Origin of the sequence: Oceanobacter sp. 1_MG-2023 (genome assembly GCF_030689025.1) — a bacterium.
In the GTDB taxonomy this organism is placed as follows: Bacteria; Pseudomonadota; Gammaproteobacteria; order Pseudomonadales; family Oceanobacteraceae; genus Oceanobacter.
This window is the reverse complement of the sequence record NZ_JAUYWA010000018.1, coordinates 39,238-53,751: the sequence shown is the minus strand read 5'-3', so window position 1 is coordinate 53,751 and position 14,514 is coordinate 39,238. Positions and strand designations below refer to the sequence as shown.

11 protein-coding genes are annotated in these 14,514 nt (G+C 50.6%); 9 read left to right on the top strand and 2 right to left on the bottom strand.

Annotated elements, in window-relative coordinates; all coding sequences use genetic code 11:
* The first annotated feature begins 80 nt into the window (after positions 1–80).
* The 5 genes from Q8W22_RS12110 (at position 81) to Q8W22_RS12090 (ending at position 6,699) form a co-directional block, all read left to right on the top strand.
* Entirely contained in the window at positions 81–452 is a 372-nt protein-coding gene (locus Q8W22_RS12110; protein ID WP_305452485.1) for a DUF971 domain-containing protein, read from the top strand.
* A gap of 122 nt (positions 453–574) precedes the next feature.
* The gene (gene rnr, locus Q8W22_RS12105) at positions 575–3,259 is read left to right on the top strand and encodes a ribonuclease R (RefSeq protein WP_305452484.1); all 2,685 of its coding nucleotides are present in this window, start codon (positions 575–577) and stop codon (positions 3,257–3,259) included.
* Positions 3,260–3,321: 62 nt separating this feature from the next.
* On the top strand, positions 3,322–4,059 hold the full coding sequence (gene rlmB / locus Q8W22_RS12100; protein WP_303432768.1) for a 23S rRNA (guanosine(2251)-2'-O)-methyltransferase RlmB: 738 nt from the start codon (positions 3,322–3,324) through the stop codon (positions 4,057–4,059).
* 456 nt (positions 4,060–4,515) lie between these two features.
* Positions 4,516–5,631, top strand: coding sequence for a hypothetical protein (locus Q8W22_RS12095; protein WP_305452483.1), 1,116 nt, complete (start codon positions 4,516–4,518; stop codon positions 5,629–5,631).
* A gap of 21 nt (positions 5,632–5,652) precedes the next feature.
* Positions 5,653–6,699, top strand: coding sequence for a hypothetical protein (locus Q8W22_RS12090; RefSeq protein WP_305452481.1), 1,047 nt, complete (start codon positions 5,653–5,655; stop codon positions 6,697–6,699).
* Between the two features lie 335 nt (positions 6,700–7,034).
* On the opposite strand, the gene Q8W22_RS16695 is transcribed toward Q8W22_RS12090, so the two are convergent.
* The gene (locus Q8W22_RS16695) at positions 7,035–7,328 is read right to left on the bottom strand and encodes a transposase (protein WP_370694177.1); all 294 of its coding nucleotides are present in this window, start codon (positions 7,326–7,328) and stop codon (positions 7,035–7,037) included.
* 763 nt (positions 7,329–8,091) lie between these two features.
* Complete coding sequence (locus Q8W22_RS12085; protein WP_305414381.1) at positions 8,092–8,907, bottom strand: hypothetical protein; 816 nt, start codon at positions 8,905–8,907, stop codon at positions 8,092–8,094.
* A gap of 341 nt (positions 8,908–9,248) precedes the next feature.
* Between Q8W22_RS12085 and Q8W22_RS12080 the strand changes: the two genes are divergently transcribed.
* The 4 genes from Q8W22_RS12080 (at position 9,249) to ahpF (ending at position 14,479) form a co-directional block, all read left to right on the top strand.
* A complete protein-coding gene (locus Q8W22_RS12080) occupies positions 9,249–10,364 on the top strand; it encodes a mechanosensitive ion channel family protein (protein ID WP_305452479.1) in 1,116 nt (371 codons plus the stop codon).
* Between the two features lie 92 nt (positions 10,365–10,456).
* Positions 10,457–11,716 carry a glucosylglycerol 3-phosphatase gene (gene stpA / locus Q8W22_RS12075; RefSeq protein ID WP_305452478.1) on the top strand — a complete coding sequence of 420 codons (1,260 nt, stop codon included), beginning with the start codon at positions 10,457–10,459 and terminating at the stop codon, positions 11,714–11,716.
* 266 nt (positions 11,717–11,982) lie between these two features.
* A complete protein-coding gene (ahpC, locus tag Q8W22_RS12070; protein ID WP_303432776.1) occupies positions 11,983–12,540 on the top strand; it encodes an alkyl hydroperoxide reductase subunit C in 558 nt (185 codons plus the stop codon).
* A 376-nt stretch (positions 12,541–12,916) separates the two neighbouring features.
* Complete coding sequence (ahpF, locus tag Q8W22_RS12065; protein WP_303432777.1) at positions 12,917–14,479, top strand: alkyl hydroperoxide reductase subunit F; 1,563 nt, start codon at positions 12,917–12,919, stop codon at positions 14,477–14,479.
* Positions 14,480–14,514 lie beyond the last annotated feature (35 nt).

Here is a 14,514-nt window from a genome sequence, read left to right as displayed (position 1 = left end):
ACCGTTAGCCGCAACGACCAACACACGCTAATCTGGCAACATTTGCCACGTGTTCCATCCCTCAGTTCGGGAGATACCCCATGAAGCCAGATGGCATCACCGTTAAAAAAAGCAGCCGTTGCCTGGTATTACGCTACGGCGAACAAAGCCATGAACTCAGTTTCGAATTCCTGCGGGTGTTATCACCTTCAGCCGAAGTACGCGGTCACGGTAGCGGCAACGGCGTGCTGCAATCGGGTAAAAAAGACGTCGGCCTGCTGCGGGTTGAACCCGCTGGCAACTACGCCCTGAAACTGGTGTTTGACGATGGTCATGATTCCGGGCTGTACGACTGGTCTTATTTGCACCATTTGTGTATGAATCAGGCAACGCTCTGGCAAGATTACCTTGATCAATTGGCCGCTGCCGGTGTGGGTCGGGAGTCCATGTTGATTAATATTCGCGGACTATGACAGCAGATTGAGCAGCATCAGCTGCCTTTGGGTATACTGTCTGGCATGAATAACATAAAACCGGTCTCGACCAGCCGCCTGTGGCGCCCAAACACATCCCTCATAAAAACAGGAGCCGTACATTGACGGATTCTCCCACCCCAAAAAACTCCCCCATTCACGACCCCAACGCCGCGTTGGAGGCAAAGAAATACGACAATCCGGTACCCAGCCGGGAAGCATTGTTGACGCTGCTGGAGCAATCCGGCCGTCCAATGACTCATGAAGATGTGTGTGAAGCGCTGACAGAATCAGATCCCGAGCGGGTTGAAGCCCTGCGCCGCCGACTGATCGCCATGTCGCGGGACGGCCAGCTGATGAGCAACCGGCGCAACCAGTTTTTCCCCATGGAAAAAGCCGACCTGGTGACCGGTGTCGTCATGGGGCACAAGGACGGTTTTGGTTTCGTCTTGCGCAGCGATGCCGACGATATTTATCTGTCGAACCGGCAAATGCGCAAAGTCTTTCATGGTGACAAGGTCGCCGTGCAGATTCTTGGCCTGGATCGCCGCGGGCGTCCGGAAGGCAAGATCGTGCAGGTACTCGAACGTAACACCCAGCACGTCGTCGGCCGTTATTTCGACCAGGCCGGTGTTGGCGTGGTGCAGCCCGACAACAAGCGTGTCAGCACTGAAGTGCTGATTCTTGCTGATGGACGTAACGGTGCCGAGCACGGCCAGTTTGTAATGGTCGAAATCGTTGCCCAGCCAAAACAGGGTGGCTTGCCGGTTGGCAAGGTAGTTGAAGTGCTGGGCGAGCACCTGGCTCCGGGCATGGAAATCGAAGTGGCTATTCGCAGCCACGATATTCCCCACGAATGGCCAGCGGCGGTGACTGTCGAAGCCAAAAAGCTGTCTGACGAAGTACGTGAGGAAGACAAGGCCAACCGGATTGATTTGCGTCACCTGCCGTTTGTCACTATCGACGGTGAAGATGCCCGCGATTTCGACGATGCGGTGTACTGCGAACGTAACAAGAACACCGGTGGCTGGCGTTTGTACGTTGCTATCGCCGACGTATCCCACTACGTCAAACCGGGTTCGGCACTGGATATTGAAGGCCATACCCGAGGCAACTCGGTGTATTTTCCCGGGTTTGTGGTGCCGATGCTGCCAGAAAAGCTGTCCAACGGGCTGTGTTCCCTGAATCCGGCAGTGGACCGTTTGGTGCTGGTGTGCGAAATGACCATCTCCAAAGCCGGGAACATCTCCGGTTACAAGTTTATGGAAGGGCTGATCCACTCCCATGCCCGCCTGACCTACAACAAGGTCTGGTCGATGCTGCAGCAACCGCGCAGTGAAGAAGGCCAGATCTGGCGTGATCATTACCCGGCGGTCGTGCCTCACATCGAAAACCTGTACAGCCTGTTCCAGCTGTTGCGCAGCAAGCGTGAAGAGCGGGGTGCAATGGACTTCGACTCGGTCGAAACCCGCATTGTGTTTGATGCCGAGCGCAAGATTCAGGAAATCGTGCCGATCAGTCGGAACGATGCCCATATGCTGATTGAAGAGTGCATGCTGGCCGCCAACGTGTGCGCAGCCAGCTTCCTGGAAAAATATCAGGTGCCCTGTGTTTACCGCGTCCATCCAGGCCCGAATGAAGACAAGCTGGAAAACCTGCGCTCGTTTCTTGGTGAGCTGGGGCTGGCAATCAATACCGGTAAAGGCAAGCCGACTCCGAAAAACTATCAGGAATTACTCAGCAGTATTCAGGATCGCCCGGACTCCCATCTGATTCAGACCGTGTTACTGCGCTCGCTCAGTCAGGCGGTTTATCACCCGGAAAACGAAGGCCACTTTGGTCTGGCGTACAAGGCCTACACTCACTTTACCTCGCCGATTCGTCGCTATCCGGATTTGCTGGTGCATCGTGCTATTCGCAGCGTGATTCGCAGCGAACAGGAATGCCGTAACGTCATCCGTGCCGAAGGTGCCAAGCCGCTGGCCAAGGCCGAAATCTATCCCTACGATACGGCGCAAGTCATCCAGCTGGGTGAACACTGCTCCATGACCGAGCGTCGTGCCGATGACGCCACTCGGGACGTGAACGACTTCCTTAAATGTGAGTACATTCAGGATCGGGTTGGTGACGTGTTCGAAGGCGTTATCACGGCCGTGACCGGCTTTGGTTTGTTTGTTGAACTGAAAAACGTCTATGTCGAAGGGCTGGTGCATATCTCCTCGCTGGCGAATGACTTCTACCAGTTTGATGCCACCAAACACCGGCTGGTTGGCGAACGCACTCGCCGCACCTTCCGCCTGGGAGACAGCCTCTGGGTGCAGGTGTCGGGTGTTAATCTGGACGAACGCAAGGTCGACTTCGATCTGGCTACCGCGCCAGGTAAAGCCGGGCAAGCGGCGCCGGAAGCGCCACGTTTGCCTCGTCGGCGGGCCAAAAGCACCGCCTCTGGAGCAACAACGACTGGCAGCAAGGATGAAACGCTCAAGCCTTCTGGCCGTCGTCGCCGTAAAAAACCGGCGGCCAACAAGTCCGCGGCGGCAACCGCTCCCGCCATGGTGGCCGGCGCTGCTGTCAATAAAGGGGGCAGTGTGGCCGAGAAAGACGCGGCTGGTGGTAAAAAGAAAAGCCGCAAAAAATCGCCCAGCAAGCGCCAGAAACTGAACGCCAAAAAAGCATCCGCCAGTGGTGTTGCGGCGGCGGCTACCAAAGCCAAACCAAAAGCCAAAAAGCCGAAGCGTAAAGCCGCTCCTGGACCCAAGGCCGCTCCCAAAGCTGGCTCAAAGGCCAAAAGTACCACCAAACCCTGACTAGCATACACTGAGGGCTGTTTGCCATTCGCTCGCGAGTGGCCCTCCAACGAGACAAATGAATGAAGCTTGATGCTGTATACGGCCTGCACGCCGTCACCACTCTGCTACAACGCAGCCCGGATCAGGTGACAGAAGTCTGGGTACAAAAAGGCCGCGTTGATCAACGCATGCAAAAGGTATTGGACGAAGCCCAGCGACTTGGCCTGGATATTCGTGAAGCCGACAAAGGGTTGTTGAACCAGAAAGCCGATGGTAACCATCAAGGTGTCATTGCGTTCCGCAAGCCGCTACAGGGAGTGAGCGAGCGTAATCTGCCAGATGTACTCGATCGCATCGAAGGCCCGGCCTTTATCCTGATTCTGGATGGCGTTACCGACCCGCACAATCTGGGTGCCTGCTTGCGCACCGCCGATGCTGCCGGTGTGCACCTGGTGATTGCCCCAAAAGACAAATCAGCGCCGCTGAATGCCACTGTTGCCAAGGTGGCCTGTGGTGCTGCGGAAGTCGTGCCTTATGTACAGGTGACCAACCTGGCCCGTACCATGACCGAACTGCAAGAACGCGGTATCTGGCTGGTGGGTACCGCAGGAGAAGCCACCACCGCGGTGTATCAGCAAGACCTCACAGGTCCGCTGGCACTGGTGATGGGGGCTGAAGGTGCTGGCATGCGCCGCCTGACCCGCGAACACTGCGATCATTTGATCAATATCCCGATGGCGGGGGAAGTCAGCTCGGTAAATGTCTCGGTAGCGACCGGTATTTGTTTGTTTGAAGCGGTGCGGCAGCGGCTGTCGTGATAAACCGTTGGCCTGTTGTTTTGGTGGCGTGAACGTAGTCTCCCAGGCTTTTTCAACCTAGCTGATGACCAAAGTGATATGGTAGGTTGGACTAGTGTAGCGACGCATAACATCCTGTTATCAGCATAAGATCAAAGTCCATATCTGTCGTCGTTGAGGCTAACAGGCAACTTTTATGGCTCTTTTGCCGTGGAATCAGGTGCACGTTCTCTAGGAAAACTCTTGCAAGCTGTCGACAGGCAGTGCCAATCGATTGTGGCCAGTGCCACTCATGAACCAAAACGGTCTTGTCGAGCTCTGGCGTCAGAGCAAATCTGTCCAATCCGTCATTAAATATATCTTAATACGAAAGAGAACTCTGACTTGGTTTACCATGATGAGGTACTCTTTCTGAAGGGTTCCTAGGTGCAATAATTAGTGATAAAATAAATACTAGATATTTTTTTGAGAATAAATATGAGAACATTGTATTTGCATATAGGGTTTCATAAGACGGGGTCTTCGTCATTACAATTAGCTCTATATAATAATAGATCAAATTTGTTGGATGTCGGTTGGGAATTTTTGTCACTTGATAAACTGGGTAATTCATCATCTTTTATTAAGATAAAAGGTAGTGAGTCAATGGAGTATGAAGTGTCTTCAGATTTTGATGGTTTCTTGGGTAAATCGACCCAAGATAACGTTATCGTTTCTGGAGAACATTTTTCTCTTTTGAATGATGAAGAGGAAATGTCCAAATTAAAAGAAACTATTTTATGTTACTTTGATAAGGTGGTTATTATTGTTTATTTGAGACGCCAGGATAAACTTGCGTTATCGTTTAAGCAACAGGCCGCAAAATGTAGTGTTCCGAAACTTATGTTGTCTAGCTGTTTATGCGGACATTCTGCTTCAGCATTACCTGAATTAACGGACGATTTGAAAAAATATTTGGATTTTGAAAGCAAAATAAAAATATGGTGCAATATTTTTGGAAAAGAATCGGTTTCACTTCGATTGTTCGAAAAAAATAACTTGATTGATGGTGATATTTGTTCAGATTTCCCAAGAATAATAAACCTCCCTTATTCTTTGGAATCCATCCGGGTGAACGAGGGGGTTAGTAGATTATATAGCCTGTGTTCACATCTTCTCATAAATTTGGATTATCCATCCGTGATCGTTGACAAAGTCAGGTCAAAAATTAACCGTGATAGCTGTAAAGTGATGCCATCAAAGAAGGAAGCACAAGAATTTTATTCCGTTTTTGAGAATAAAAATCATACTTTATTTGATTGGTTTGGTCTTGAACAAAGTTTTGATGGTAGTTTTGAAGACTACCCTGATGAAAGCAATTATAAGTTCACAGAAGAAGAATTCAATTCTATATTGGGTATTATCTCAACTTTATCCTATAAAGCAGATTATCTTACAGAAAAAGAGATTGATATTGTGCGAGACTCGGCTTTGCTTTTGGAGAAGGTTGACCTGAAGAAAGCAAATTCTTTGATGCTTATCGCCAATAGATTCAGGCCGCATGGTGGGTTTATAAGAGAAAAGATTGAATATTATAAGTCATTGTTGAAGTAAGTTATTTCTGGGGTATTGCCTTTGTTCGAATTATTATATGGTGACAACATTTTAGAATTGGACCATTCCAGTTCTAAACCTTGTAAAGGTTGCGGGGTTGTTGGGGGTGTTTATTTAAAATATTCAATTTTGAACACTGAAGCCCCATTGGTAATAAGCTTTTCGAATGCGGGAGAGGTTACTAATCCAAATCATATACATGAAACCTCGTATTCTCCATGGGGATATGAGTATCTCTGCAAGAAAAATTTAAATGTAATATCTTTTTCTTGCATGGGAGAGACTACCTGGTACAGAAATGATTTGTTTATTGATTTTCTTGAGAGTTTTGCTTTGCAGTTGAAGAAATTTCGACGGAAAATTGGCTATGGTGGTTCTATGGGAGGCTATGCAGTGAGTGCTTTTGCCAACTTGCTGGAATTAGATAATGTACTCCTGATGAATCCTATTAGCTCATTGAATACTTCATCTCTTGTTCCTTGGGAAACAAGGTTTGCAAGTGCTGCTAACGGTTTGAATTGGGAACAGCGTTATAATGATGGCGCCAATTTGAATTGTAAAGGTATGATCGTTTATGATCCTTTATTTGATTTGGATAATCGACATGCAAAGCGCTATAAGACGCTTAAGCATATTCATTTTCCTGGTGTAGGGCATGGAATACCAAAACATCTCTTGGTATTCAGGCTGCTTGATACTCTGGTTGAATCTATAATACATGAATCATTCGACGAGTTGGATTTCTACAAGAAAATTCGTAAAAGACGGTATTATTATGGATATTACGAATGGATGCTAGGTGTACAAAATAAACATCTGACAAAAAGAAGAAGATTGATTGTTGAACGATATAAAAAAGATTTTTTGAATATCAGTGGCGATGTACCAAAACAGCCAAGACAGAAGAATTACGTAGATCTGTTACGTGATGATGCATTAAAGATTGAAAAAACAAACCTGAATATGGCATATTTTATTATGAAGCGTGCCCTTGAATTACGTCCAAATGGCCCTGTAATCAAGAAAAAAGTTGCCGAATATGAAAAAATTCTAAATATAAGGACTTGATGGATATTGAGCATCTACTCCTCAGAAAAGATCGAGCGTGGTGTTACATGGCTCATCTATTTAATCAGCACTTGATGATACACTCGGGCATATCGCTCAGAACAACCGTGGATACACAACATGCAGCCCGGCTTCTTTGATTTTGACGATATGAACGACAAATTCGATCAACACAACTACCCTGGCCAAAATCAATGAACTCGTCGACTGGACAGACTTTCGGCCTGCTCTCAGCAAAATCCACATGCCACTCTCATTCCATTCAACAAAAGTCGTCCTCGGCCAGGTAAATTTTGATGCTTAAGCCGCTGCGTGATTTCCCCTGGGCTTCCTGATCACGATCGTTTTTTTGAGGCACCGTGTTGATGGACCCGGACAATACTGCCGTCCACCATCAAATACTCCAGATCCGGCTGATCACTCAGCGCTTCAAAGACCGCTTTCCAACCCCCTTTGTGTGACCAGCGACTGTAACGAACATACACCCGGTGCCAGTGACCAAACTCCGGTGGCAAATCCCGCCAGGGAGACCCGGTTCGGGCAATCCAGAGTACGGCTTCGACAAATTGGCGATTATTCTTTGCGGTGACACCGCAATCCGTGTTTTTTCCAGGAAGCCGATGCTCGATGCGTTCCTATTGGCTATCTCGAAGTAAGTTTCTATTCATCTTGGGCAAATAGATAGACGTTACGCAAAAACGCCGAGAAAGTTAATTGAGAATGCTCTCTAGGTTGGCTGACCATTATGGTGTTCTGTTTGTCTTATCGACGTGTCGGTCTGAAGGCGTTTCTTCTGGGGCTCGAAGGTGGCAATACGATATGGATGAGAGGGGTGAGGCCAAAAGCAAGGCGGCATCACCATACCGGCAGATACTGCGTGTCGGTTTTGCCGTCATTGCATTGTTGCTGCCGCTCGGAGGTTTCGCTTGGCAATTACTGAATACGATAGTAATTCAATAATTTCGGGCATCGGGATAAGTGGTTAATTGCCACTATAAGCAAGAAGCAAGCAGATCTCTGATAACCAGGAAACGACGCTTTTTTCTCCTGGTTATGATCTTTCCCTCAGCCCTGTGTGACACCTTTAACGCGAACACCCTCGATCATCCATAGGGGACATCCATTTAATCCTGCACGGCTCTGCGCGAGTGTTGCCGTTGTTCAGGGCAAGGCGACGAATGCAGCGAAATGACGAGTCCTTTTCAAATTCGTCAACACCGCACTGGACGGCGGCAACCCGCGCCCTTCGGGGGCTGCCGGATGATCTCGACTCGGTGTCGCCGACGTTTGACTTGACTCGTCAGGCCTGCAAGTCGGCTTCGTGATTCGAAACCATCCGGTAGCCCAGAGTGAGCACCGGATTAAATAGATGCCCCCCATACAATAGAGGACTCAGAACCGATACCCGACGGCGCCAATATATTCATCGTAGAACACTTTTTGACGGGCCCTGTCGCTGCTGCTATGGGTGGTCAGTACATCGGTCATATTGACGTAACCGTACTTGCCAATAAAGCGCACAAACAATCCTCGCCAGACGTTGGCTTCCACGCCTATTTTCACCAGCGTGCTGTAACCGGCAATATGCCACTCATCGTTACGCGCGCCACTCATCAGTTTGACGTTACTTTTCGGGTACATAATGCCCGCACCCGCACCGGCAAACAGGGCAATGTCCTTGTCCGTACCGTACTGCCATACCGGTAAATAGGCCTCGGTTTCCAGTGAGATCTGGTTAAAGCCATCGGTGTGTTCGTAGGTGAGGAAGTCGCCGCTTAATACAACCTCTTCGGCGGCAGGGTTGGTTTTCTCGAAACCGTCGCGATCGTTCACTCCGGTCATGGTGACGGTCTGGTCCTGGACCATAACGTACTTCATATGATCCCAGCCCAGCGAGACTGACCAGTTATCCTGCACAAAGTAGCCGAAACGCCAGTTGTATTGGGGAATCGTCAAGCGGCCGGGGTTCAGGTAGCTGTGAAAAACCTGTGCAATGCTGAACGGGGTCTGATGATCCTTGGCGGAGACGTTATGCAGGGTAAAGTCGTAGTCGTCTCCCTCAAAATGGATATCGCTGTCGGAGTAGGTGGCGTTGTTCCAGCCCCAATAGCCGTACCAGTCGCCCTGGCTGCGCATGGCGGCTTCGCTGGCAACGGAATAGCAGGAGCTGGCCATTAATAAAATGGCAACGGAAAGAGGGTGTTTCATGAAATGACTACCTTGAGATGAAAACAGGATCAGGAACAAGAGGCCGGGGAGGGTATCAGCTATATGGCTGATCGGTAATGTATTTTTATGGAACAAGGTTGTGTAAGACTCAATACAAGTTGCATAAATCAAGCGGATTCATGTTCGGTTGAGGCGATAGTAGCACCGACTCTGCGCTCAAACCGGAATAAAGCCATGTATTGGCCACCATATCGGCATCACTGCGACTGAATATCTGCCATGGATTCCACCAGTGAATTGTTACTTTCATGGTTTTTCCCTACTCTCTCGATCTTGTGCTTATTACTTCCGTTGCGTTTGCTGTTGCCAAGGATCGATTTATGTCCGATTTCGTTTTTACACTGCCAGATTGGTGGCATGACCTGGTCAGCCAGAATTATGACTGGTTCTGGGATGTCTCAATTGCCCTGACGATTATGGTGGTGGCTGCTTTTGTCTGGCGTATTGTGCGCAAGCGTCTGGCTCGGCTGGCAGCTCATAGTAATAATCAGTGGGATGATGTGCTGCTGAATGCCATTGCGGTGCCGGTGAACTGGATCATTATTGCCATTGGCGCCACCTGGGTGGCCGATATTACTACCCGTAATTTTCAGCTGGATGTCATGACCAGCGTGCCGGTGGTGCGGCAGCTGTCGTTGATTATCCTGGTGGCCTGGGGAATCTGGCGGCTGATTAACCAGGTAGAGCAGCGGCAGATTGTACGGGGAGCTGATCCAACCACGATTCAGCTGGTCGGCAAGCTGGCCAAGGTCGCCGTCACGATATTGATCATGATGCCGGTATTCCAGTCGCTGGGGATTACCATTTCTGGCTTGCTGGCGTTTGGTGGGGTCGGCGGGCTGGTGGTTGGCCTGGCGGCCAAGGACTTGCTGGCTAACTTTTTTGGTTCGATCGTGGTGTATATGGATCGCCCCTTCAAAGTAGGAGACTGGATCCGTTCCCCGGATCGCAATATTGAAGGTACGGTGGAGCACATCGGCTTCCGGGTTACCTGTATTCGCACCTTCGACAAACGCCCCTTGTATGTACCTAACTCGGTATTTACCAGTATTGCGGTGGAAAACCCGTCACGGATGCTGAATCGCCGTATCTATGAAACCATCGGCTTGCGTTATCAGGACTCCCACTTGCTGGATAATGTGTTGCACAAGATCGATACCATGTTACGAGCACATCCGGATATCGATACCGATCAAATGATCATGGTGAACTTCAACAGTTTTGGTGCCTCCAGTCTGGATTTCTTTGTGTACTGTTTTACCAAAACCACCGACTGGAGCACCTACCACAAGGTCAAGCAGGCGGTGATGCTGGAGATGATCCGTATCATCCATGCTGAAGGAGCTGACTGTGCCTTCCCGACACGCACCTTGCATCTGGAGTCCATGCCGCCGGCGGCGGCCATGGCGAACGATGGCGCGGCCTCCCGCGTCTGATCAAGACTGGTCTGGCTCTGGTCGCAGCAGAGCCAAAGCAGATCAGGAATGGTATGGTCGTTGTCTGAAAAACCAGCAACGATGGAGCCTGTATGTCCCCGGATCTTTCTTCGTATCAATGGCACACCGATACTTCTCCGCTCGCTGATGCCCTGGCGGCAGAACGCGATTATCTGATCATTCAGGATCTGGACGGTGTGTGTATGGGGTTGGTTAACGACCCGCTGAGCCGCACGATGGATCCTGATTATATCCAGGCTGTACGACAACAGGCCGGGCATTTCTACGTGCTCACTAATGGTGAACACATCGGCAAACGAGGGGTCAATCCGATTGTTGATCGGGCGTTAGGAGACTCAACAGCCAAGCAGCAAGGTTTGTATTTGCCAGGCCTGGGTGCCGGTGGCGTCCAGTTACAGGATCGCTTTGGCAAAGTCACTCACCCCGGTGTCAGCTCGGCAGAAATGGCCTTCTTGCTGCAAATACCAGTGAAAGCCCGCTATTTTCTGATCAATTTACTGGGCAATACTCCCTACAACCTCGCCAAGGAAAACATCCACTTGCTGGCAGACGCCGTCGTGCTGGATAACCGCGCTTCGCCGACGATTAATGCCAACCTGTTATGTGCCGTACTCGGTTCGGTCAGTAGCGTGACGCGGCTGCAACACGATTTGCAGTCTTTTATGGCCAAATTGCTGCTAGAGGCGCAAGCACAAGGCATGGGTGATTCTTTCTTTATCCACTATGCCCCAAACCTGGGAACTGATCCGGTAACCGGGCAAGAGCGGATTAAACCGGCCGATGGTAACAGCTGGGGAACCACGGATTTCCAGTTCATGCTGACCGGTGCAGTAAAGGAGTCCGGGGTGCTGGTATTGCTGAATCAGTATTACGCTGCCAAAACCGGGGTGTATCCACTGGGAGAAGATTTCAGCGCCCGTAGCGCACCAGGCTCCCATGCCGCACTGCTGGCTTTATCCAGGGAAGCGTTTGATCCGGCCCAGATGCCCCGCATTATCGGCGTGGGTGACACCATCACCTCCCATCGGGTGGGGGATGAATGGCAACGGGGTGGCAGTGACCGGGGCTTCCTGACCCTGGTACAGGATCTCGGCCGTCAGTTCGAATCCGATAACGTAGTCTTGCTGGTCGATAGCAGTGGCGGTGAGGTGATTCGCCCGAGTGTGGATGTTGACGCCCTGCAGCAGCACCCGGCTGATCATGAGTCGTACTGGCAAGCAGTGGCGGGCTTGAGTGATCCGGCCGATCCGCTGCAGGTTAATTTTGTCTGTGCGGGGGGGTATCCGCAATATCTGGCCTGGTTCAGGCATATTGCTGATCTGATTCATTGATTTCTTGCCCGGATGGCCAGACATTACCGTAAGCGTCGGTCGTGTCTGGTCTGGGCCTGCCTTTACCTGACTCACAATTGTGTTCGAGTTAAGCCAGCCGGCTGCCTGCTGGCTTTCATTCGGCTCGTCTCAATAGCGATATCGTTCGATGGCTATTGGCTATAGGCCTATTTAAAAAGATTAATTTAACCTATGGCGTGGAGCGGCGCATTATAGATCTCGTTCCCGGATATATTCTCTGACTCAAACTCACTGGAGTGACCACTATGATCAATACTGCTATCAAACCATTCTCTGCTACTGCCTTTAAACAAGGCGAATTCGTCGACATCACCGAAGCCGACGTTCTGGGTAAATGGGCTGTCTTTTTCTTCTACCCAGCTGACTTCACCTTTGTTTGCCCGACTGAACTGGAAGACCTGGGCAGCAAATACGAAGAACTGCAATCCATGGGTGTTGAAGTGTTCTCTGTTTCGACGGATACCCACTTCTGCCACAAAGCATGGCACGACACTTCAGATGCGATTGGCACCATCAACTACTACATGGTAGGCGACCAGACGGCCACTATCACCAGCAACTTCGGTGTACTGCGTGAAGGTCAAGGCCTGGCAGACCGTGCCACTTTCCTGATCGATCCAGAAGGTGTGATTCAAGCCATGGAAGTGACCGCTGAAGGTATTGGCCGTGATGCCGACGACCTGATGCGCAAAATCAAAGCGGCTCAATACGTCGCGGCTCACCCAGGTGAAGTTTGCCCGGCCAAGTGGAAAGAAGGCGAAGCCACACTGGCTCCTTCACTGGATCTGGTTGGCAAAATCTGATCTGAATTTTGGGCAGATAAGATAAAAGGGAGCATCCGCGGCTGCTCCACTGTTGTGAACAGCCTCGTCTTCAGACGGGGCTGTTTGCGTTTGTAGCCACAGTAAAACCAGAGCAGTAACAGCTCTACAAACAACCCTGTCAGCCACTAACCCGGCCGGACATTGATACGACTCAAGCGAGGTCTGTCAGTCCAGGGACACAATGACAATCAGATATTTTTTGTTTTTATTTTTAGCTTTAAACTATCGAATAGTTAGAAAAGATTGATTTATATAATCATAGGGGCAGGGCTATCATAGTCTCGTATCTTGAATAAAGGCGTTCATGCCGTCGTTGCAGCAGCCTGAACGAAATCAACGAAATAAGGAAACCATCATGCTTGACGCAAACATGAAACAGCAATTGGGCGCTTATCTCCAAAACATCGTTCGTCCGATTGAGCTGACTGTCTACACCAAAGAAGGCAACGACAAATCCATCGAGCTGGAAAGCTTGGGCCGTGATATTGCCGACCTGTCCGACAAGGTTGCCCTGAAAATCGTCTCTGGTGACAGTGGTCGTACACCACGCATGACGGTTGGCCCGGAAGGCGAAGCGGCCCGAGTCACCTTTGCCGGTGTGCCAATGGGGCACGAGTTCACTTCACTGGTACTGGCGCTGCTGCAAGCGGGCGGTCACCCAAGCAAGGCGGCACCTGAGTTGCTGGAGCAAGTCAAAGGCCTGAACAAGCCACTGGACTTTGAAGTGTACATATCCTTGTCTTGCCACAACTGCCCGGATGTCGTCCAGGCCATCAACCTGATGGCGGTACTGAACCCGAACGTGCGTGCCACCATGATCGACGGTGGTGTGTTCCCGCAAGAAGTGGAAACCGTGGGTATCATGGCGGTACCAACTTTGATGCTGAACGGCGAACCTTTCGGCAACGGTCGCATGACGCTGGAAGAGATCCTCAACAAGGTGGACGATGACGCCGATGCCAAAAAAGCCGCCGAAATTTCCGCCAAGGAACAGTTCGACGTGCTGGTGGTCGGTGGTGGCCCTGCGGGTGCTTCAGCGGCGATTTACACTGCCCGTAAAGGCATCCGCACCGGTATTGTGGCTGAACGTTTTGGCGGGCAAGTCATGGACACACTGGCGATCGAAAACTTTATCTCGGTAAAAGCCACCGATGGCCCGAAATTGGTGGCTGGCCTGGAAGAGCACGTCAAGGATTACGATATCGATGTGATGACCAACCAGCGTGCCAAAGCGATTCGTGAGATCGAAGTCGACGGCCAGACACTGAAACAGGTTGAACTGGAAAACGGTGCCATCCTGACCAGCAAAGCCGTGATTCTGGCGACTGGTGCACGCTGGAGAGAAATGAACGTACCAGGTGAAGAGCAGTACAAAACCAAAGGGGTGGCCTTCTGCCCACACTGTGACGGCCCGCTGTTCAAAGGCAAGCCAACTGCCGTTATTGGTGGTGGTAACTCCGGTATCGAAGCCGCGATTGACCTGGCAGGGATCGTTGAACACGTAACCGTACTGGAATTTGGCGACACCCTGCGTGCCGACGCCGTGCTGGTGAAAAAAGCAGAATCCCTGCCGAACGTTACCATCATCAAAAACGCCATGACCACTGAAGTGGTCGGTGATGGCAGCAAGGCGACAGGCCTGAAATACAAGGATCGCGTCAGCGGCGAGATGCACGATCTGGCAGTGGCCGGTATCTTCGTCCAGATTGGTCTGGTGCCCAACAGCGAATTTCTGCAAGGCACTTTGGAACTGAGTAACCGGGGTGAGATCGTGATTGACGCCAAAGGCCAGACCAGCGTGCCTGGTATATTGGCGGCCGGTGACGTTACCACGGTGCCGTTCAAGCAGATCATCATCTCCATGGGTGCCGGGGCCACCGCCGCACTGGGAGCGTTTGATTACCTGATCCGGAACTGATTCAGGCCATCAGTGGCCGGTCAGTAGCAGAAAAC